The sequence below is a fragment of the Apibacter muscae genome, assembly GCF_007845635.1.
Classification (GTDB): Bacteria; Bacteroidota; Bacteroidia; order Flavobacteriales; family Weeksellaceae; genus Apibacter; species Apibacter muscae.
This window is the reverse complement of record NZ_SELG01000027.1, coordinates 55,141-73,868: the sequence shown is the minus strand read 5'-3', so window position 1 is coordinate 73,868 and position 18,728 is coordinate 55,141. Positions and strand designations below refer to the sequence as shown.

The 18,728-nt window shown below is 32.5% G+C and carries 27 protein-coding genes and 1 pseudogene; 20 read left to right on the top strand and 8 right to left on the bottom strand.

The genetic code is table 11. The annotated features are described in order from the left end of the window. Positions 1-11: 11 nt before the first annotated feature. From ETU08_RS01960 to ETU08_RS01950, 3 genes are read right to left on the bottom strand one after another with little or no spacing between them, the layout of a single operon-like run. Positions 12-878: a decaprenyl-phosphate phosphoribosyltransferase gene (locus tag ETU08_RS01960; RefSeq protein WP_146261333.1), complete on the bottom strand. Its 867-nt coding sequence runs from the start codon at positions 876-878 to the stop codon at positions 12-14. A gap of 44 nt (positions 879-922) precedes the next feature. Next, entirely contained in the window at positions 923-1,519 is a 597-nt protein-coding gene (locus ETU08_RS01955) for a ribonuclease HII (RefSeq protein WP_146261332.1), read from the bottom strand. A gap of 31 nt (positions 1,520-1,550) precedes the next feature. Continuing rightward, the gene (locus tag ETU08_RS01950; protein WP_146261331.1) at positions 1,551-2,528 is read right to left on the bottom strand and encodes a 2-hydroxyacid dehydrogenase; all 978 of its coding nucleotides are present in this window, start codon (positions 2,526-2,528) and stop codon (positions 1,551-1,553) included. A 112-nt stretch (positions 2,529-2,640) separates the two neighbouring features. On the opposite strand from ETU08_RS01950, the gene ETU08_RS01945 reads away from it, so the two are divergent. Continuing rightward, the gene (locus ETU08_RS01945) at positions 2,641-3,477 is read left to right on the top strand and encodes a hypothetical protein (RefSeq protein ID WP_146261330.1); all 837 of its coding nucleotides are present in this window, start codon (positions 2,641-2,643) and stop codon (positions 3,475-3,477) included. Positions 3,478-3,617: 140 nt separating this feature from the next. Continuing rightward, positions 3,618-4,433: a hypothetical protein gene (locus ETU08_RS01940; protein WP_146261329.1), complete on the top strand. Its 816-nt coding sequence runs from the start codon at positions 3,618-3,620 to the stop codon at positions 4,431-4,433. A 73-nt stretch (positions 4,434-4,506) separates the two neighbouring features. On the opposite strand, the pseudogene ETU08_RS12005 reads toward ETU08_RS01940, so the two are convergent. Continuing rightward, positions 4,507-4,596 (bottom strand): annotated as a pseudogene (locus ETU08_RS12005) (short chain dehydrogenase); the annotation flags it as partial. Between the two features lie 551 nt (positions 4,597-5,147). Beyond that, positions 5,148-5,840, bottom strand: coding sequence for a LexA family transcriptional regulator (locus ETU08_RS01930; protein WP_146261328.1), 693 nt, complete (start codon positions 5,838-5,840; stop codon positions 5,148-5,150). 93 nt (positions 5,841-5,933) lie between these two features. On the opposite strand from ETU08_RS01930, the gene ETU08_RS01925 reads away from it, so the two are divergent. The 18 genes from ETU08_RS01925 (at position 5,934) to ETU08_RS01840 (ending at position 16,351) form a co-directional block, all read left to right on the top strand. After that, on the top strand, positions 5,934-6,155 hold the full coding sequence (locus ETU08_RS01925; protein ID WP_146261327.1) for a hypothetical protein: 222 nt from the start codon (positions 5,934-5,936) through the stop codon (positions 6,153-6,155). Between the two features lie 9 nt (positions 6,156-6,164). Beyond that, positions 6,165-8,225 carry a hypothetical protein gene (locus ETU08_RS01920; protein ID WP_146261326.1) on the top strand — a complete coding sequence of 687 codons (2,061 nt, stop codon included), beginning with the start codon at positions 6,165-6,167 and terminating at the stop codon, positions 8,223-8,225. Between the two features lie 37 nt (positions 8,226-8,262). Beyond that, positions 8,263-9,201 (top strand): AAA family ATPase, encoded by a 939-nt coding sequence (locus ETU08_RS01915; protein ID WP_146261325.1) that lies wholly within the window; start codon positions 8,263-8,265, stop codon positions 9,199-9,201. A 9-nt stretch (positions 9,202-9,210) separates the two neighbouring features. Continuing rightward, positions 9,211-9,837, top strand: coding sequence for a DNA repair protein RadA family protein (locus ETU08_RS01910; protein WP_146261324.1), 627 nt, complete (start codon positions 9,211-9,213; stop codon positions 9,835-9,837). 12 nt (positions 9,838-9,849) lie between these two features. Then, positions 9,850-10,077, top strand: coding sequence for a hypothetical protein (locus ETU08_RS01905; protein WP_146261323.1), 228 nt, complete (start codon positions 9,850-9,852; stop codon positions 10,075-10,077). Beyond that, complete coding sequence (locus tag ETU08_RS01900) at positions 10,058-10,516, top strand: hypothetical protein (RefSeq protein ID WP_146261322.1); 459 nt, start codon at positions 10,058-10,060, stop codon at positions 10,514-10,516. The genes ETU08_RS01905 and ETU08_RS01900 overlap by 20 nt, the downstream gene beginning before the upstream one ends. A 105-nt stretch (positions 10,517-10,621) precedes the next feature. Then, entirely contained in the window at positions 10,622-10,882 is a 261-nt protein-coding gene (locus ETU08_RS01895; RefSeq protein WP_146261321.1) for a hypothetical protein, read from the top strand. Positions 10,883-10,897: 15 nt separating this feature from the next. Continuing rightward, positions 10,898-11,278: a host-nuclease inhibitor Gam family protein gene (locus tag ETU08_RS01890; protein ID WP_146261320.1), complete on the top strand. Its 381-nt coding sequence runs from the start codon at positions 10,898-10,900 to the stop codon at positions 11,276-11,278. Between the two features lie 11 nt (positions 11,279-11,289). Further along, positions 11,290-11,742, top strand: coding sequence for a hypothetical protein (locus ETU08_RS01885; protein WP_146261319.1), 453 nt, complete (start codon positions 11,290-11,292; stop codon positions 11,740-11,742). A gap of 10 nt (positions 11,743-11,752) precedes the next feature. Next, positions 11,753-12,139 carry a hypothetical protein gene (locus ETU08_RS01880; protein ID WP_146261318.1) on the top strand — a complete coding sequence of 129 codons (387 nt, stop codon included), beginning with the start codon at positions 11,753-11,755 and terminating at the stop codon, positions 12,137-12,139. A gap of 142 nt (positions 12,140-12,281) precedes the next feature. Beyond that, positions 12,282-13,316, top strand: a complete 1,035-nt coding sequence (locus ETU08_RS01875) for an RNA-directed DNA polymerase (protein ID WP_221410532.1) — start codon at positions 12,282-12,284, stop codon at positions 13,314-13,316. After that, positions 13,303-13,599 (top strand): DUF8468 domain-containing protein, encoded by a 297-nt coding sequence (locus tag ETU08_RS01870; protein WP_146261317.1) that lies wholly within the window; start codon positions 13,303-13,305, stop codon positions 13,597-13,599. Before ETU08_RS01875 ends, ETU08_RS01870 begins: the two co-directional genes overlap by 14 nt. A 1-nt stretch (position 13,600) precedes the next feature. Next, positions 13,601-14,029 carry a hypothetical protein gene (locus ETU08_RS01865; RefSeq protein ID WP_146261316.1) on the top strand — a complete coding sequence of 143 codons (429 nt, stop codon included), beginning with the start codon at positions 13,601-13,603 and terminating at the stop codon, positions 14,027-14,029. Between the two features lie 9 nt (positions 14,030-14,038). After that, positions 14,039-14,251: a hypothetical protein gene (locus ETU08_RS01860; protein WP_146261315.1), complete on the top strand. Its 213-nt coding sequence runs from the start codon at positions 14,039-14,041 to the stop codon at positions 14,249-14,251. Continuing rightward, entirely contained in the window at positions 14,248-14,601 is a 354-nt protein-coding gene (locus tag ETU08_RS01855) for a conserved phage C-terminal domain-containing protein (RefSeq protein WP_146261314.1), read from the top strand. Before ETU08_RS01860 ends, ETU08_RS01855 begins: the two co-directional genes overlap by 4 nt. After that, positions 14,546-15,340, top strand: a complete 795-nt coding sequence (locus ETU08_RS01850; protein WP_185145255.1) for a hypothetical protein — start codon at positions 14,546-14,548, stop codon at positions 15,338-15,340. The genes ETU08_RS01855 and ETU08_RS01850 overlap by 56 nt, the downstream gene beginning before the upstream one ends. A 182-nt stretch (positions 15,341-15,522) precedes the next feature. Next, positions 15,523-16,092 carry a hypothetical protein gene (locus ETU08_RS01845; RefSeq protein ID WP_146261312.1) on the top strand — a complete coding sequence of 190 codons (570 nt, stop codon included), beginning with the start codon at positions 15,523-15,525 and terminating at the stop codon, positions 16,090-16,092. A gap of 43 nt (positions 16,093-16,135) precedes the next feature. Then, positions 16,136-16,351: a hypothetical protein gene (locus ETU08_RS01840; protein ID WP_146261311.1), complete on the top strand. Its 216-nt coding sequence runs from the start codon at positions 16,136-16,138 to the stop codon at positions 16,349-16,351. A gap of 6 nt (positions 16,352-16,357) precedes the next feature. On the opposite strand, the gene ETU08_RS01835 is transcribed toward ETU08_RS01840, so the two are convergent. The 3 genes from ETU08_RS01835 to ETU08_RS01825 all read right to left on the bottom strand — a co-directional run bounded on the left by ETU08_RS01835 (position 16,358) and on the right by ETU08_RS01825 (position 18,717). Next, the gene (locus ETU08_RS01835) at positions 16,358-16,879 is read right to left on the bottom strand and encodes a hypothetical protein (RefSeq protein WP_146261310.1); all 522 of its coding nucleotides are present in this window, start codon (positions 16,877-16,879) and stop codon (positions 16,358-16,360) included. Position 16,880: 1 nt separating this feature from the next. After that, the gene (locus ETU08_RS01830) at positions 16,881-17,399 is read right to left on the bottom strand and encodes a phage virion morphogenesis family protein (RefSeq protein ID WP_146261309.1); all 519 of its coding nucleotides are present in this window, start codon (positions 17,397-17,399) and stop codon (positions 16,881-16,883) included. An 85-nt stretch (positions 17,400-17,484) separates the two neighbouring features. Continuing rightward, on the bottom strand, positions 17,485-18,717 hold the full coding sequence (locus ETU08_RS01825) for a phage minor head protein (RefSeq protein WP_146261308.1): 1,233 nt from the start codon (positions 18,715-18,717) through the stop codon (positions 17,485-17,487). Between the last annotated feature and the right edge of the window lie 11 nt (positions 18,718-18,728).

The window sequence follows — 18,728 nt, the reverse complement described above, 5'->3', positions numbered from 1 at the left end:
ATTTAGTAAATTTAAATAGAATATTTTAGAATAAAAATTGAAATTATCCATAATATTAAATCTACTTGAAGGAATAAATCCTTGTAAACAACTTTCGTAGGTGATTCAGTTTTATTAAATACAAAAGTTAATTGTAAATATCTTAAAATTCCTATTACCACAAACAAAGACGTATACACAATATCTTTATGGATGTTATGCATAACAGTAGGGTCTAACGTATACATAATGTAACATAAAATTGCGCAAGTAGAAATTACAGTCATTACAGTATCTGTAAACTGTAAATTATAGCCATCCAAAGCTTTCCTTGTTTTACCCGTAAGATTTGCATTAATTAATTCCCCTCTTCTTTTACCAATTCCCATTACTAGAGCTAGAAAAAAAGTTAAAAGTATGGCCCATATAGAGATAGGCAATCCAGTTGCAGCACCACCCACAAAGACTCTAAATAGAAAACCCAGAGCAATAATAATTACGTCTATTATTGCAACATGTTTTAACCTAAAACTGTAGGCAAGATTCATAAGAAAATAGGCAATAATAAAAAGTGATAATGTCCAAGATTTCAAGTATAAACAGATACTAAAGGAAAATAAGAGTAAAAATAAAAGAATTATAATCGCTTCAGATTTCTTAATTTTTCCGCTAGCTAAAGGACGATTCTTTTTTTCAGGATGCTTTTTATCACTTTCAATGTCAACATAATCATTAATAATATATATGGAACTCGCAATAAAAGAAAAAGCCAAAAAGCCAAAAAATGAATTTATTACAAGATTTAAATCTAATAGTTTTCCTGCAAAAAAAATAGGGAGAAAAACAAAAATATTTTTAACCCATTGATGAATTCTAATTAATTTTAAAAAATTCACAATTTATTGAATTTTATAGTTTTAGTTAGCAAATATATATAAAATAATTATAATTCTAGAGATAGTTGTATAGGAAACAGGTTAAAACTTTTTCTATGAAAATTAGTAATCCCAAACTCTTGAATTGCCTTTCTATGTTGAATAGTTGGATATCCCATGTTTTTATTCCAGTAATAATTTGGAAATTTTTCATGCAGTTTCTCCATTAACGAATCTCTGTAATTTTTAGCAAGAATAGAAGCAGAGGCAATATTTAAAAAATTTGCATCCCCTTTTATAGCACAAAAATGAGGGATATTCTTGTAGGGGTTAAATCGGTTGCCGTCAACAAGTAAAAATTCGGGTACTATGGAGAGTTTTTCAATGGCAATATGCATTGCTAAAAAACTTGCATTTAAAATATTAATTTCATCAATTTTTTTTGATGGAACTTCTGCAATTGAATAGCTTAAACAATTATCTTTAATGATTGCTCCCAGTTCTTTTCTTTTTTTAGGAGACAACTTTTTAGAATCATTAATATCTTTGTGATAAAAATCAGCGGGTAAAATTACTGCTGCTGCAACGACAGGGCCAGCTAAGCAACCCCTACCCACTTCATCAAGTGCAGCTTCAAATTGGTATGTGGAATATTTTTTTTTCAATAAAATAAATTATAATAACTATTATATTAGTTTATTTATAAACATCAGGATTTACAATCCCAGGCAATTTTTCTCCTTTTAAACCCGCAATAATATTTTTCGCACAAAGCACAGCCATAGCATTTCTCGTTTCAGCAGTTGCAGATCCTATATGTGGTGTTATAGCAACATTCTCCATTTGCAACAAAGGATTATCCAATTGAATAGGCTCAGGGTCAGTAACATCTAAACCCGCACCCCATATTTGCTTGTTTTCTAAGGCAGTAATTAAATCTATTTCATTTACAATTGAACCTCTGGCAGTATTAATAAGAATGGCTGAAGGTTTCATTTTATTAAAAGCACTTTTATCAAAAATGCCAGAATTTTCAGAGTTTAAAGGTGCGTGTATACTAAGAACGTCAGATTGCAATAATAATTCTTCAAAAGAAACATAGCTAGCATTAAGTTCCTTTTCATCATTAATAATTTTATTTCTATTATGGTATAGAATTTTCATTCCATAGGCGTTTCTGCATTTTTCAGCCATTTTTAAACCTATTCGACCCATTCCAAAGATTCCTAAAGTTTTACCTTCCAATTCTTGACCCAAATATCTTGTAGCACTAAAAGAAGATTCCCATTTGCCTTCAAGAATCCTTCGATAATTAAAGAATGCTTTTCGGGAAACATTTATCATTAAAAGGAACGCTAAATCTGCAGTAGCATTACTAAGTACATCAGGAGTATTCCCAATAGGGATCTTTAGTTTAGTTGCGGTGGCAATATCAATATGATTAAAACCGACGGAGTAGGTTGCAATCACTTTTAAATGGCTACATTGTTTCAGAAAATTTTCTGAAACTTGAGACATAATACAAAGATACGCCTCAGCTTTTTGGCACTTGCTAATTAATTCTTTTTCAGTTATGGGTTTAGAATTGGACCACTCTTCTACAGTATATCCTTCCTCATTTAACATATCAATACCAACCCTAGGGATTATTCCTGAAATAAATACTTTTTTCATATAAATGACATTTAAATGAATTAGGTCATTTCAAAAGTACAGAAATTTTATTTCTTAATTATTGCAACTAATTAATGTAATTAATATTATTTTTGCAAAAAATTAACTAAATATGAAAAAACATTTTTTACTTTTAAATCTATTCTTTTTTTTAGCCATTTGTATTACTTCTTGTAGCAGTGATGATAATTTTAATGAAGAAAATACTATTTCTTCCGATAAATTATTGCCGGTATCTATTTTAGGAGATAATGGAGATAAAATTTTATATACATACAATGATAAAAATCAAATTACAGAAATAAGGCAAGAAGAACAGCACAAGGACTATATATGGCTTCATCTTAGAATGATTACCTATGATGAACAAGGAAAGCCTATACAAGTGAAAATAGCTGAAGAAGAACCTGATACACCTTTAGTTGATTATATATGGTATAAGTATAATTTTACTTATGAAGGTGATAGCATTGTTAATATTATTGATGCTGATACGAATATCTTAAGATACAAGTATACAATAAATAATAATTTATTAGTAAAAGAAGATGAGATATCAAATGGGAAGGTAAATAGAACAACAGAATTTAAATACGATCAAAATTTTAATATAATTTCGGAAGTTACAAGTTTTGCAGGGAAAATTTCATCTAGATACGATTTTCAGTATGATTATAATCAGCGTAGTATTTTAAGAAATGTATCTACCCCTGAATGGCTACTATCATTTGTTAATGAAAATTTTGCAAAAAATAATCAATTAATTTCAACATTAGAAGAAGATTATTTTGAGACTTCAAACACACAATCTCCAAATTATGTACAAATGGATACATATACTTGGGATTCATATATAGATAGTTTTCCAACCTATGTAAAAACGGAAAGGGAAATTAATGGTAATCCATTTGTTTCCAATAGCACAATCACATATACTAAAGCAAAGTAATAAACTTATAAAACATTATAAAAAACACGAGGATTTTTTCTTCGTGGTTTTTTGAATTTTCTTAGGGAGATATGTATACCAAAGAAAAACGTTTGCAAGTAAAGCTCTATAATAATATCTTTGCAAAAAATTAACTAAATATGAAAAAACATTTTTTACTATTAAATCTAATCTTATTATTAGCCGTTTGTATTACTTCGTGTAGCAGTGATGATAATCTTAACGAAGAGGAAATTCTTTCGTCTGATAAATTATTACCAGTATCTATTTTAGGAGATAACGGAGATAAAGTTTTATATACTTATAATGACAAAAATCAAATAACAGAATTAAGGCAAGAGGAACATTATAAAGATTATACAGAATTGTACATAGCAAAGATTAATTATGATGCACAAGGAAATCCTGTACAACTAATAACTGCCTACGAGGATTTAGAAACACCAGAAAATGAATACTTGTGGGAAACACATAATTTTACTTATGAGGGAAATAATATAGTAAATGATACAGACGGAGATACCGGATTGTTAAAGTATAGATTTACGCTTAACAATGGTTTTATAGTCAAGTTAGAAGATTTTGAAGAAAATAATCTAACATTAACTACTGATATAGCGTACGATGAATTCTTTAATGCTATCTCTGATATTTTTACTGTAAAAGGTTTAACAACTGGTAAAAAGATTTATCAATATGATTATAGTCATCATAGTTATCTAAAAAATGTTTCCACTCCAGATTGGATGCTATCTTTTATCTATGAAGACTTTGGTAGATATAACCAACTAATATCTACAATGGAGGAAAGTAATTCTAAGCTTTATGAAACGGTTAAATTTAATTGGGACAACTACCAAGATGGGTTTCCTACTTACCTAAAGAAAGAAAGAATAGATAGAGACGGCATTTCTACTATTACTGAAAACACAATTACATATACTAAAGCAAAGTAATGAACATATAAAAAATTAAAAAAACCACGAGGATTTTTTCTTCGTGGTTTTATTGTTTTATAAAACTATTCTCTTAGGGATTTGTAGACCAAAGAGAAGCGTTTGCAAGTAGAGCTCTTTTGTTTAATTTTAAAATATCAAGAACTAATTCTGCAAAATCTTCCTATAGGGGGTAAGACAAATCATATTTAAGAATAAAAAGAAAAAAAGCCTGAAAAGCTTATAAACAAAAGGATTTAAAAAAAAGTGAGATTTTTTTATTTAAAAACAAAAAGTAATTTACTACCATTTAATTACCATTTATATTCGTTTTTTCAAGCTCAAATTTACCCATTAAAGGTTATTTTAGTATTAAATACTAAAATAACCTTATAAACTACTACAAAACACGATTAAAACGGCTTTACAGTCGTTTTTCTTATTTAAGAAAAGACTATTTTCTTTAAATAAACCATCTATTATTTAATCAATATTCAAAATAAGCCAAACTACATATTTTCATCTTTGCAGTGACATTTGGGGTGACATTTGGGGTGACAAAAGCAGTGTAATTTTTAACAAACTAAAATATACACTATAGTATTATATTGCCATAATTTGCATAAAAATATTAAACTCGCACCCCCACTTATACATTAAAATAATAGTTTTTAAACACTTAAATAATTGAATATCATTTGATTATATATTATTGTTAGAATTTTAATGCGTGTGTTATGAGGATTGGATTCTAATACTTGCACGAATGAGCGCCAATGCTTGAATATTTTTTATAGGTTCATCTTTAGGTTGGTGATGCTGATTTTGAGAAACTAATTTTATATAATCTTCTCCTAATTCTGATTTTTGGATGTATTTTATAGTTATATACTCACTCCAATCATCTAATTGTATGGACAATAAATACATTTCTCCCCAAAATAAGCGACTTATGTCTACTTCTTTATATAATACAATATCTCCACTTTTTAACAAGGGGTACATGGAGTCGCCAGAAACATAAACAGCTCCATCGCAGGATGCGATTCCAGGAATCTTTATATTATCAATAATTGCATCTTGATTAGAACCTTTAAATAATTCTACTAAGCCAGCGGTTGCATGTAAATTATATAAAGGAATTTCTTGTATTTCTTTTAAAGAATCTTTAGTCTTTCTATTGATTACAATAGGGTTTATTATTATATCTGATTCCTTTTCTTCTTTTAACATTTTACCCTTACCTGTAAGTAACCAGTTTTTATCTATTTGTACACATTTTGAAAACACCAAATCATAATCAATAGAATTTCTATTGTACCAATTTGATAATGTAGATTTACTAATACCAAGAAAACTAGCTAACTCCTTATCTGTTTTAAAGTCATTGTATTCTTTTATTCTATTTAAAATCAGTGCTTTATTCATAAATTGTTTTCAAATCGCAAACTTATTTAAAGAAATATTTTTTAGTTTTCATTATGTGTACTATATTTGCACTAAACAAACGAACACAAATATATGAAAACGATAAACAATGTTCGAAGAAAAGAACTAATAAAAAGCAAAATGAGACCAGGAGATTTGTTAACTGCTTCTGAAATGCTGAATATAACAAGTGATGCTGCTAGAATGAGATTAAATAGAGGTAAAGAAGATATGTTATATGTAATGGAAAAAATATTTGAAAATAGAAAAATTTTAATTAATGAATATCAAAATAGTTTGATTGATAAAATTTAGAAGTTTAAAATGTACGAGTTTCATAATAATATATTGTCTATTCCCGCCAAAGTTTTATATGAAGATTTGGAAGTTGTTTCATATGATACATATAGACAGTGGTGCGTAAGAGGTAAATTAATTAAAACTCGTACCGCAAGAGGATTAGACAGTTATGCTCTCTTAGACTTTGAAAAACTACCTCAAAATCTAAAAGACCTTATTATAAAAGAATACGGTAATCCGCCCTCCGAAAATAAATCTTTATTAGAAAAACAACTGAAATCCGATCCCGAGGCAGTAGAATTTTTCGCCAACTGGCAATTACCCGATTATCGTTTCTTAGAAGAATCCGTCCAAAAAGAATACCATGCACATGCTCAAATATTCAATGCAGTACACGCATTAATTAATATACGCCAGACTTCACGTAAGAAATTAAACCGTCCGAAACAAAACTCCGAAGAACTTTGGAAAGAAATAAGCGGACACATCCAAAAACTAAACAAAACGGAATATCCACATTCTTTACCGACCAATCCAACATCTTTAAAAAGAAAATATACCCGGTATATTAAAGAAGGATATTCAAGCCTAATACATGCGAACTTCTGCAATCAACATTCTGCAAAAGTAAAAGATACAGAGCAAGAAGCCTCTTTACGTCAGTTGCTCCGTAAACATAATAACTTGGATAATGAGCAAATCTCTGCGATTTATAACATTATAGCTGATAAATGCAACTGGAAACACATATCTACTTCAACCGTAGGTAATTACAGGGAAAAATGGGATTTAATCACCTTTGCCGGACGTAGAGGGCAACAAACCTTCGATAATGTTAAGGCAATGACGGTAAAACGTAAAGCTCCGGTTTATCCTTTGTATTACTGGACAATAGACGGCTGGGATGTGGAACTACTTTACCAAAAAACAGATGTTACTCCTAGAGGAAAAGAAGTTACGACCTATCATAACCGATTAAACGTTGTAGTGGTCTTAGATCCGTGTGGCAAATATCCGATTGGTTATGCCATTGGAACCCATGAAACGCCGGAATTGATACAACAGGCAATCCGAAATGCAGTAAACCACACTGCCGAATTATTCGGACAACGGCACCGTGTGTTACAACTCCAATCCGATCGTTATGCAACTAAAAAACTAACTCCTTTTTACGAGGCAGTTTCAAATAATTATATTCCGGCTAAAGCACACAATGCCAAAGCCAAAATAATAGAACCATATTTCTTACGACTAAACAAAAAATACTGTCAATTAATGCCGAATTGGTCGGGTTTCGGAGTTACTTCCCGAAAAGAAAACCAGCCTAATAGTGAAATATTAAATAAAATACGGCATACTTTCCCGGATGAACAGCTTTGCCGGTTACAGATAGAGAGAATTCTGGAAGCCGAGCGGGAAGCAGGAAAAGCCAAATATTTATCGGCGTATGCAGATATGCCATCGGAAGATAAACATTATATGTCAGATGACGAGTATTTGTATTATTTAGGCGAAAGAACCGGTTATACCAATAAACTCAACCACGAAGGAATTAAAGTAACCCTTAACGGAACTATACAACATTACGATTGTTTTAACCCGGATTTTCGTTTATACGGACATTTGGATTGGACTATCGCTTACGATTCTGATAATACAGATAAAATATTGGCTTACAATGAAGGCGGTACCCTTCGGTTTATGTTAGATAAAAAATATGTTCAGCCGATGGCACTTAAAGATCGAACCACTGGAGACGCTGCGGAACTGAAAAAAATACAACAATTCAACAAGTATATAAACGGAAAAATAGCCGAACAAACCTATCAGGATGCTGAAATCGTAGAAGATTTGTTCCAAAAAGTACCGGAACTGGGTAACACATTAGCAAAACTGGTACTTACTGATAGTACAGGAAACCATAAAAACAACCGAAATAAAGCACGTATAAACGCTTTAAATGAAGTAAAAAAAGTTGCTTACAAGCAGGACAGAAAAAAAGAAAAAGAGAATGTAAGTAACTGGAAAGCCCAACAAGACGCCTATTTGCGTGAAAAAGTGGATATAAACAAGTATTTACAATAAAAAATGCCCCTTTCGGGACACAACCAATAACAAAATTATGAAAACAGAAGTAAAGAATCAAATTATTACAGAATTAGAGAATTACCTTTCTGTACATAAACTTTCTGCCAACGAATTTTCTAAAAAAGCCGGAATTAACTCCGGGTATATATCCGCCCTTAGAAATGGTAAAGAAACGGCTTCCGTAAGTGGTAAGGAAGTACTTATATCCGATAAATGGTACAAGAAAATAGCGGAATACATTGGATTAGAATTAGAACAAACCTATTGGGAACCGGTACCGACTGAACAATTTTTGAGAACCATTGCCACGCTGGAAGATGCTAAAAAATACGGATACACCAATGTAATTATCGGAAGTACCGGAAGCGGGAAAAGTTTTACCGCCGATATTTTCGTAAAACAAAATCCGGTAGATACTTTTAAAATTACGGTAGGAAGCTCCGACACTATAGGTGATTTGATAGATAAGGTAATCGAAGCCTTGAAAATCCCTACTGCCAAAACCAAATCTAAAAAAATACGGGAAATCGTAAAGAAACTGAAACAATTAAAATACGAAGGTTTTACCCCTGTGATTTTATTTGATGAAGCCGAATACATGAAACAACCGGCGTTGTGTGCGATGAAAGAATTATACGATAATTTATTTGGCATTTGCTCCATTATCCTTATCGGAACCGACCAGCTTACGAAGAATCTGGATAAACTCCGAAAAAAGAATAAGGACGGCATCCCGCAGTTATATCGTCGTATTAAGTTCGGTATCCGGGTATTACCTTCCATTGATAAAACATTTAAACAGTTTTTAAATGGCATTGAAGATAAAGGATTAATTCAGTTTTTAAAACAAAACTGTGATAATTACGGAGAGTTGCACGATGTATTAGTTCCTGCCATGCGTGAAGCCGACCGTACGGGGGAACCTTTAACCGAAAACTTTGTACGAACCATAATAGGAATCCCTAACATTTAAAATAACACTATGGCAAGGGCTTTATCTGCAAACGAATTAAGTAACAAAAAATACCAGCTTTTTGACTTTAAAGGCGATTGGATGGAAGCATTCGGAAACCCTGAAATGTCAGGCGTATGGTTTATATGGGGTAATTCAGGAAGCGGAAAAACCACTTTCACACTACAATTAGTAAAATACCTTTCTCAGTTTGATAAAGTGCTATACAATTCATTAGAGGAGGCTACCTCCTATACCATGAAATTAGCCTTTGGTCGGGTAAACATGGGGGAAGTAGGAACCCATGTACAACTTTTACCGGCAGAACCCATAAAAGAATTAATAACCCGGTTAGACAAAAGGCAAAGCCGACGGATAGTAGTAATTGACAGCATCCAGTATGCCCGGTTAAATTATCCGAAGTATCAGGACTTTGTAGAAAGATACCCCAATAAGCTATTTATTTTCACCTCCCAGGCAAAAGGAATGAATCCCGTAGGAAGAACTGCAGAACAAGTAATGTTTGATGCCGACCTTAAAATATGGGTTGAAGGGCATAAAGCCTTTTCTAAAGGTAGATATATAGGAACTTCCGGAGAATATACCATTTGGGACGAAGGAGCCGAAAAATACTGGGGAAAATTAGAAAACCAATAAAAAAATAAAGATATGACAGTAAAAGAACTAAAAGAATACATAGCAGATTTACCGGATAACATGGATGTTATGATAATGCAAGTTAATGATGATTTTCAATATAATCTATTGCAAAATAGTGAAGTAAAAGAAGCAAAATTTATTGACCCTTCCAATAAAGAGGTTTATGCTTTTGAAGACTGCTTAATACTATCTGATGAAATAATAGACATAAATGATTATGACAACAACTCAATCTAACTTTTGCCGTCTAACCGGAATGCCGGAAGAGATATACCAAACTATCCTTTTTGAGTGTGGGTGTGAGTTTGCAGAAAATTATTGTAAATATTTACCTGAAGAAGCTAGAGAAAACCATATACGTGTTATGCTTTCCCTTTCTCAATATTGGAATTGGTGGAAAACCCAATGGAATATCCGTACACAAGAGGCATTCGGGCTAACCGGTATAAAAGAAAACGAACCTCAATTGTGTCCTTTTGAGATAGAAGCCTTAAAAGAAGCCTTTTACGATACACATTGCGAAAATAGCTACCGAAATATTTACCCCAACAATTTAGTAATGAAAGTATTAAGACAAAAAATTTATGGCAGCAGAAATAATACTCTCAAATCGAACTCCATTAAAGGAATGGAGCGAAACCGAACTCGAAAATCGAGTGTATCAGTTGAGTTGTGAACTAAATAAGTTTCATTACGGCGAAATATTGTATAAAATATTTATTCGTGCTGAAAGAATCAGAGTATTAGCAGAATTAACCCGCAGGGATGAACTTAAAAAAACATGGAAATAGATATACACGACTTAAGAGATTTACTTTCCTACGATAGTGAGGAAGTTCGATTTTTAACTTTTGATCAAAGGTGCGAAATCCAAAGGAATATATCCAATATTGTTAATAAGAAACCTCTAAAATTCAGTGAAGAATTAGAACAAAAAATTATTGAGAATCTTGCAAAAATTAGAATTAATGAATGGACACGTCCTTCTATACGATATGTAGAAGAGGATGGAACACTTATTAAAAGATACTATAAAAAATAAAAACAATAATAAAAAATGGAAACAAAAATCATTACAGCAGCAGAAAGCTATCAGGAATTAGACAGACAAATTAAAGATTTACAGTCTAAACAAAAACAATTTAAAGATACTTTATTAAAGTATGCCGAAGAAAACAAATCCGATTTCGACGCAGCCTTTCAATTAAAATTCCCAAATGGGACTTATGTAAGCCAACGGGTAAAAGATGTAATAGAAGGAAGTAAAGACGCTAAAAAACAATTATTGGACGAAATCGAATACGAGTTTATAAAAACGGAATTAGACGAAAAACTAATAATTAATGAAGCCCCGAAAGATACCCGACTTAGGAAGCTACTAACCAAATTAGGAATTAAAATAACTCAAAAAGAAACCTTTGCTATTTACGCAGGCTAAAAATAATAAGTATGAAAACATTAAAAATTGAGATTCCAGAAGGATTTAAAGTAGATTCTTTTGATGACAAAACCGGAGAATTAAAGTTTATTCCGATTCCTAAAACAGTTATAGAAAGGATAAAAACTTTTGATGATGTGCTAAATGAAACCGGATTTGATAAAGAAGAATTTAAACAAAGTTTAAAAGGTTTAGATAAAGATGAAAAAGCATACCGTAAGTTAAAATTACTGGCTGCTGCTCTCAATGAAGATTGGGTGCCTGATTGGAATAATAGCTCTGAATATAAATATTACCCTTGGTTCCGTATGGGTTCTGCGTCGGGCGGTTTCTCGTGCGACGACTACGATTTCTGGTACTCGCGTTCGAGTGTCGGCTCTCGCCTTTGCTTTAAAAGTAGGGAATTAGCCGAATATGCAGGAAAGCAATTTGAAACTATATACAAAGATTTTTTAACCCTTTAAAATAATAATTATGTCTACGATTATTGAAAAAATTAAAACTTTTGAAGACGCTTGTAAAGAATTAAATCTGAATCCTAAAGATTTCACAATTACAATTCCTAATGAATTTTCAAAACATTCAGAAGCCCTAACGGCACATTTGAAATTAGTTGTAATAACGCAAGCCCTTAATGAGGGGTGGGAACCCGATTGGAGTAATTGGGATGAATATAAGTATTATCCTTGGTTTGATATGGAAGATTCTGCGTCTGGCGGTTTCTCGTACTACGGCTACGTTTTCTGGCTCACGACTTCGGGTGTCGGCTCTCGCCTTTGCTTTAAAAGCAGGGAATTAGCCGAATATGCGGGAAAACAATTTGAAGGCTTATACGAAACTTACTTTGTAATTAAAAAATAATCTAAGTAACGGGTGGTGTGGTGTATGGAGTTGTAGTTCTGCGTCTGGCAGTTTCTCGTACAACGACTACGATAACTGGAACACGAATTCGAATGTCAGCTCTCACCTATGCAAAAGTATATACACCGCAAACCCTGCCCACATGGCAAAAAACAACACTAAACCAAGGGCGTTGGTACTTTATGGGAAAACGACCGGAATAAAGCAAAGGACGATGAAAAGAATCGGAAAATTATATCCAAAAATTTACAACATGGAAAATCTTATCCTTGCAGATGAAAAAGCCCAAAAGGGCAAAAGTAAGCAATATGGTGTCCAAATTCACAACAAAAATAAGGATACTAACCTTTTGAAATTACATGAAATGCTAAAAGATAAAACCTATTCTACTTCTAAGTACGATATTTTCAAAGTATATGAACCTAAAGAAAGGGAAGTATACAGGCTTCCGTATTTTCCAGACAGAATTACCCACCATGCTATTATGAATGTGTTAGAACCTCTTTTTGTAGCTTCTTTTACTGCGGATACCTATAGTTGTATTAAACATAGAGGTATTCATGCTTGCGTGAAAAAACTAAAACAAGCCCTTACCAATAAAGAAGAAACTATTTATTGTTTAAAATTAGATATTACTAAATTTTATCCCTCAATAAATCACGGGGTATTAAAAAATTTATTACGACGAAAATTTAAGGATACTAATCTGCTTTGGCTGTTAGATGAAATTATAAATAGCGCTCCCGGTCTTCCCATAGGAAACTATTTGAGTCAATACCTTGCAAACTTTTATCTTACCTATTTTGACCATTGGCTAAAAGAAGAAAAAAAAGTAAAATATTATTTTCGATATGCCGATGATTTGGTTATCCTTTCTGATAATAAACTCTATTTACATAGCCTTTTACATGATATTAAACAGTATTTAAACACTCATTTAAAACTTTTGGTAAAATCCAATTATCAGATATTTCCGGTACAAGCCCGAGGAATAGACTTTTTAGGCTATCGTTTCTACCATACTCATATCTTACTACGTAAAAGAATCAAAAAGAACTTTGCCAGAATGCTTAAACAAAATCGTAATCCTGCATCTATTGCGTCTTATAAAGGTTGGACAATACATTGTAATTCTAAGAACCTACTAAAAAAACTATTAAAGGATGAACCAGTTTAAAGACTTTAAGATAAAACCAGAAATCAATCATTTTACAGGAGATAAAATAAAGATTGATAAGATATTAAATGTACCTATTGTCATTATTGATTATAAAATAGAGCAATCCAAAGCAAAAGTAGGAACCCAACTTTTGACTTTACAAATTGAAAAATCAGGAACCCGCCACGTAGTATTTACCGGTTCCACTGTGTTGCTGCAAATGATACAGAAAGTAGATAAAGAAAAATTTCCCTTTATCTCTACTATAGTTAAAGAAAATGAATATTTAGAATTTACCTGATATGAAAATCCAATATTCCCAAAAACAACAGATTTTTAGACTATTACCAGAAGAAATAAAAAAAGATAAAGACTTAAGGTCTGATTTTATTTCAGATTTTACCGATGGAAGGATTACCAGTACTAAAGAACTTACCAACGATGAAGCTAATAATTTGATAGTCTCGTTAAAAGGCGATTACAGCTATTTTGGATATTTTGATAAAGACAATAAACAACATGCCCAAATTCGCCGTATATGCTATGATTTAGGTTGGACAACCTACAGTAAAAAAGCGGGTAAATCGGTTGCCGATGTCAATAAGCTAGGAATTTTTATAGTATCAAAAAAAAGTCCCGTAAGAAAACCGCTTAAACAAATGACATCTAAAGAAACAAGTAAACTTATAATCGCTCTGGAAGGGGTATTAAATAGTACATATAAAAAATAAATTAATACCATGAAAACGATAACAAGTAAATCAAAATTATTAGATAAACTAAAAAAGAACAACTTATTGACAAATGGTGTGATTTTTTATTTATCCGATTTTCACAGAACAAAAGTAGGAAAATCAGTAGCAAATAAAATAATATGTGAAAATTTAGTAATCCCCACCCGTGCGATGTGTAGTTGGTTTGAAAGAGAATGGAAATTAAATAAAGAATTATGAATACACAAACCATACTCCCGGAAATAGAAATCCTTAACTATCTAAACGAGATAGCTGGGAAGCGTTTTAAACCGATTAAATCCAATTTAAAACCCATTTCAGCCCGATTTAAAGACGGTTATACTTTGGAAGAAATGAAAGAGGTAGTAATGGTAAAAACGTTGGAATGGAAAAATAACGAAGTAATGGCGGTACATCTTTGCCCTACAACTTTATTTAGACCTTCCAACTTTGAAAAATACCTTAACCAGGTATTGACTATTAAACAGAATCCGGAAAAATACAAAAAACATTATGAGCAACTTAATAAAACACAAGCAGACGATCCACTCGATAGAATGTTTAAATAAAGAAACCGAAGCGGCTATGGAACTGGTTTTATTAGAATCGGACTTAACCGTTAGAAAATGTATGGATACTACTTTGGTTATCAATATTGAAAAAGCTATCCATAAAAAACAGATTATTTCGGCTGTCCGTTTTGCAATAATAAATTGTTCCAAAGTATTTAAGTTTTCTGAAAAAATGGATATAGAAACCGCTACTTTTATGGCTGCCGATTTAGTAGATGTATTCAAATACGAAAGTTTTGAAGACATTATACTAATGCTTAAAATGGCTCGACAAGGGAAATTAGGAAGCAATAAAGGTAGGTTTGATAATGATACGCTATTTAATATTTTCGTTCCTACTTATCTGGATATGAAAGCGGAAGAAAGGGAAAAAGAAAAGCAAAATGAAAAAGCAGAATTAAAACGGAGAGAGGAACAACCTTACAAGATTTCCCCGGAAAATAAAAAAAAACTGGATGAATTAATAGAGCGATTGGATAAGAAAAAAGAAAAAACAGAAGTTCCAAGCTCTGTATTATCTAATCATCAGATATTTATATCCCGATTACCAGAGCTTTGTAAAAACCTTTCTGATAAAGAATTAAAAGAACAAATACAAAAAGCCCAAAGTTATAAATTATCCGATGCCTACGAAATCTATAAAACTGAATTAGAGAAAAGAAATGAACATAAAAAAACTTTATCAGAAAAAAGAAAAGTTGGAAACCCAACTAAAAGCCGTAAACAAAGCGATTGAAGCTATTCAGGAGATTTGTAAGCATAAAGACACCGAATATATAGGCAACAACCATAATGATACGATTTATGAGTGTAAAAAGTGTAAAAAAAAATTATATCAATAAAAAAGCCACCTAGTTTATTAGGTGGCTTTTTTATATTTACTATTTATCTTATTTATATATTTGCAAAAAAATAAGAATGAGAGTTGTTTCTATTATTTTATTGACCCTTACCACTATTTTAAGTTGTAATAAAAAGACAGATAAATCTGTAAATGATTCTATGGTTATAGATAGCTTACCAATAGAATTTCAACATTCAGAAGAAGCAAAAAAACAAATAGATTCACTAAATAGTTGGCTATATGAAGACGAAGTAGATAAGATGGGAGATAGTATATATTATGCTCAATTAAAATCAGCGGAAAATTTAAACCTAGATTTTCCTTATGAAAATTCTTATGCATCTTTAAATATCAGAAATAAACAAGGTAAAAATGATGTTATTTTTAGTGTAACTGAAGGACAAATAAAAGGATATGTATATGACGGAGGTACTGCAAGAATTCGTTTTGATAATGAAAAACCTTTCAATATAGGATATGTAGGTTCTTCAGATGGAAGTTCAGAAGTAATATTTTTACAAACACCCAATAAAATAATAGATAAATTAAAGAAATCTAAACGAATGGTTATAGAAGTAGAATTTTATAATAATGGAAATAAACAAATAGAATTTAATACAGAGGGGCTTGTTTGGAAGCATTAACAAACTCCTTGTAAAATAGCTAAAAAACACTTATTTTTGTGTGATGCAGAACCTTATAGAAACCAGACAAAGGCAAGCTACCCGTCGCATGTATGAAGATATTCAAAAAGAACATGCCCGGTTAATGGCAATTACCGAGCATGGCGTGCAAAAATACCACGATAAATGGATTATCGGAGAATTAGCACATAAATTCTATAAATCCCCGGCTACCATTGAAAAAATTATTTACAACCGAAATAACCTAAATCTATTTTAACTATTTTTAAGGGATAAAGAAATCATTTTCCTTATCCCTTAATTTTTCCACCTCAAAACCTTCAATAATACCTTCTTCCATCACTTTTTGCGCGGAAAAATCCATTAAAGTACACTCATAAACCAGTTGATATAAATTACCACTTCCTCCCGAATCTACGGGGGCTAACCCAATGCGCCGCATAGAGCTATAATTTTTACCACCCGAGCCATGCAGCAACGCATTTAAACCATCCAATAAATCTAAAAACTCTAAAGCGGTCTCTTGGTTTACTCCCTTAAGGTAGGTGTCTTTAAAAGTCTCATAAAACAAAAAAACATCCATTTGCAAGCTAACATCCTGCACTTTGTCTCCCAGGTCTTTAAATTGTCGCCCCCGAAAAGCTAAAAACACCGCAGGAGTAGGAAAAGGATGTTCCTCTTCCAAAAAATATACCTGGTTATGCCATAAATCTACCCAACGAATAGCTTCCAGTCCGTTGTCTATTTTTTCTGCTATTTCTATATATAAATCTTTCCAATTTTGCATCTTATATCTCTTTAAAACGGGTTATTATTCGGTTTAAAATCCAATCGTCCAATTGAATCATTAAAGTGTCTGAATGCCCTATAAATTGCCGTTTCGGCATTTGCACCCTCACGGATTTTTTTTTAGTTAAAGCTAAACCCCTGTACAACTCCTTTTTCGTGCGGTAATACATATACCAAAAGTATTTTCTTGACTTTTTAGTTATGGGTATCATCATAACCCCGCCGTGGTTGTGTATGCTGGCATAGGGCGAAAAAGTGCCATATTTTATTTTTAAATCCCCTCTTTCCAAAATTTGTAAAGAATCTCTTAACTGTCCACTATCCATTAATATAGCCCCACCCGGTCGCAGGTCGTTGGTTCGGGCTTGCCAGGGTTCAAAAGCAGTACCCGTCCAGCCTTGTTTTTCGAAAGACTCTTTAAAAAAATTCAGCCCGCTAACCGCTGCATAGCTTTCCGCTTCTTTCAATAAGCGGGTAACCATGCTTTCTAAGTCCGGTAATTTATTTGTTTCGCTCATATATAATTAAAAATTTGTATCTTTGTGGGGTGAGGAAGTTCGCGGCTCAAAACCAAGAATGTAGACCACAAAAAGCAGTTTAAATTTATTTAGATTGCTTTTTTCTTTTAACTGAGAAAGTCTTCCCCTCATTTACTATAAGTATTTCCTCTATCCTCGGGAATTTTTCAGGATCATTCAATCTTGCTTCCGCTTCTTTTTGTATTTCTTCTAGGCTTGCCTTACTATCCACCATATCTATTACGACGATCTTACAGCCTTGTTTATTCGCCTTACTTAAAACATTACGTAAGTTGACACCTTTCGGAGCTTTTCGTTCGGCTAATTGCCCGTTTATTTCATATTCCGGGTTAGGGGTATTTAGCAAAATAGAACTATTCACATGCGGGCGAAGCTTCACCTCATAACCTGCTTTTTTTAATACCAGGGCAGCATCTAAATTTTCTTTATAATCTTCCAAATCTGCCCAAATATTTACCTTCACCCCTTTTAGGTTCAAATAAGGAGCATCTAGCTTGGCAGTTTCAAAATGCTTATTAAATTCGCCTTCTCCCAGTTCTTTTACTACCTTAAAATAGGTTTGGTTTTTAGAAAATACCACTTCTTCCTTGCCCACATGCCCGTAAAACTCCTTTGGTACGCTGTCATCTTCCCTGCCTTCGGTTACTGTTTCCGCAGTTTGTACTACATAGCAACGACAATTCCAACCATTAGGGGGGTAATACTTGTTCCAAAAAGGATCATTTAACGGGCGTATGGTTCCGTTTAGTTTTTGGTGTTCCGGTCGTACCCGGCTATCCCCGGCAGTTTTGTATTTCAAATTCGGAAACAATTCCGCATCCTGCTGAAAATCTACCCATTGCCGAGCCATAGTAGCTGCTTTGATGGCGGTGTTGTATTCCGTTTCTAGATAATGGCGGTTATATCTTTCGTTAAGTTTTAAAACCAACTCCATAAATTCCTTTTTAGGGCGTATTTTCCCATCTTCTGTATACAATAATTGGCTGATCTCATAAGCTTGGGCAGCGGTTTTAGCTCCCGAAAAACGATAGATATTTTGGTGTAAATGCTGTACCGTTTTGTCTCCGGGTGGGTTGTCACCAGTAAGCTCGTTAAAATCATTTCCCCAACCTTTAGTGGCTCCTTTACTAAGGTCTTTATAAGTTTTTTTAACCAGGTCTACCGATAGGTTATTTTTATCTATTTTACCACTCTTTATGTCTTCGGCTAATTGGCGGATTAATTCTTCATAATCAGATAAATCTACAGCCACTACCTCCGAAGGGCAACAATTTTCTTTAGGTAAATAATTAGCCAACAAAGCAGTTA

Coding starts and splice junctions, on each gene's coding strand:
- ETU08_RS01950 (WP_146261331.1), bottom strand. CDS start 2,528: ATGAAAAAAGTATTTATTTCAGGAATAATCCCTAGGGTTGGTATTGAT.
- ETU08_RS01945 (WP_146261330.1), top strand. CDS start 2,641: ATGAAAAAACATTTTTTACTTTTAAATCTATTCTTTTTTTTAGCCATT.
- ETU08_RS01940 (WP_146261329.1), top strand. CDS start 3,618: ATGAAAAAACATTTTTTACTATTAAATCTAATCTTATTATTAGCCGTT.
- ETU08_RS01930 (WP_146261328.1), bottom strand. CDS start 5,840: ATGAATAAAGCACTGATTTTAAATAGAATAAAAGAATACAATGACTTT.
- ETU08_RS01925 (WP_146261327.1), top strand. CDS start 5,934: ATGAAAACGATAAACAATGTTCGAAGAAAAGAACTAATAAAAAGCAAA.
- ETU08_RS01920 (WP_146261326.1), top strand. CDS start 6,165: ATGTACGAGTTTCATAATAATATATTGTCTATTCCCGCCAAAGTTTTA.
- ETU08_RS01915 (WP_146261325.1), top strand. CDS start 8,263: ATGAAAACAGAAGTAAAGAATCAAATTATTACAGAATTAGAGAATTAC.
- ETU08_RS01910 (WP_146261324.1), top strand. CDS start 9,211: ATGGCAAGGGCTTTATCTGCAAACGAATTAAGTAACAAAAAATACCAG.
- ETU08_RS01905 (WP_146261323.1), top strand. CDS start 9,850: ATGACAGTAAAAGAACTAAAAGAATACATAGCAGATTTACCGGATAAC.
- ETU08_RS01900 (WP_146261322.1), top strand. CDS start 10,058: ATGACAACAACTCAATCTAACTTTTGCCGTCTAACCGGAATGCCGGAA.
- ETU08_RS01895 (WP_146261321.1), top strand. CDS start 10,622: ATGGAAATAGATATACACGACTTAAGAGATTTACTTTCCTACGATAGT.
- ETU08_RS01890 (WP_146261320.1), top strand. CDS start 10,898: ATGGAAACAAAAATCATTACAGCAGCAGAAAGCTATCAGGAATTAGAC.
- ETU08_RS01885 (WP_146261319.1), top strand. CDS start 11,290: ATGAAAACATTAAAAATTGAGATTCCAGAAGGATTTAAAGTAGATTCT.
- ETU08_RS01880 (WP_146261318.1), top strand. CDS start 11,753: ATGTCTACGATTATTGAAAAAATTAAAACTTTTGAAGACGCTTGTAAA.
- ETU08_RS01875 (WP_221410532.1), top strand. CDS start 12,282: ATGGCAAAAAACAACACTAAACCAAGGGCGTTGGTACTTTATGGGAAA.
- ETU08_RS01870 (WP_146261317.1), top strand. CDS start 13,303: ATGAACCAGTTTAAAGACTTTAAGATAAAACCAGAAATCAATCATTTT.
- ETU08_RS01865 (WP_146261316.1), top strand. CDS start 13,601: ATGAAAATCCAATATTCCCAAAAACAACAGATTTTTAGACTATTACCA.
- ETU08_RS01860 (WP_146261315.1), top strand. CDS start 14,039: ATGAAAACGATAACAAGTAAATCAAAATTATTAGATAAACTAAAAAAG.
- ETU08_RS01855 (WP_146261314.1), top strand. CDS start 14,248: ATGAATACACAAACCATACTCCCGGAAATAGAAATCCTTAACTATCTA.
- ETU08_RS01850 (WP_185145255.1), top strand. CDS start 14,546: ATGAGCAACTTAATAAAACACAAGCAGACGATCCACTCGATAGAATGT.
- ETU08_RS01845 (WP_146261312.1), top strand. CDS start 15,523: ATGAGAGTTGTTTCTATTATTTTATTGACCCTTACCACTATTTTAAGT.
- ETU08_RS01840 (WP_146261311.1), top strand. CDS start 16,136: ATGCAGAACCTTATAGAAACCAGACAAAGGCAAGCTACCCGTCGCATG.
- ETU08_RS01835 (WP_146261310.1), bottom strand. CDS start 16,879: ATGCAAAATTGGAAAGATTTATATATAGAAATAGCAGAAAAAATAGAC.
- ETU08_RS01830 (WP_146261309.1), bottom strand. CDS start 17,399: ATGAGCGAAACAAATAAATTACCGGACTTAGAAAGCATGGTTACCCGC.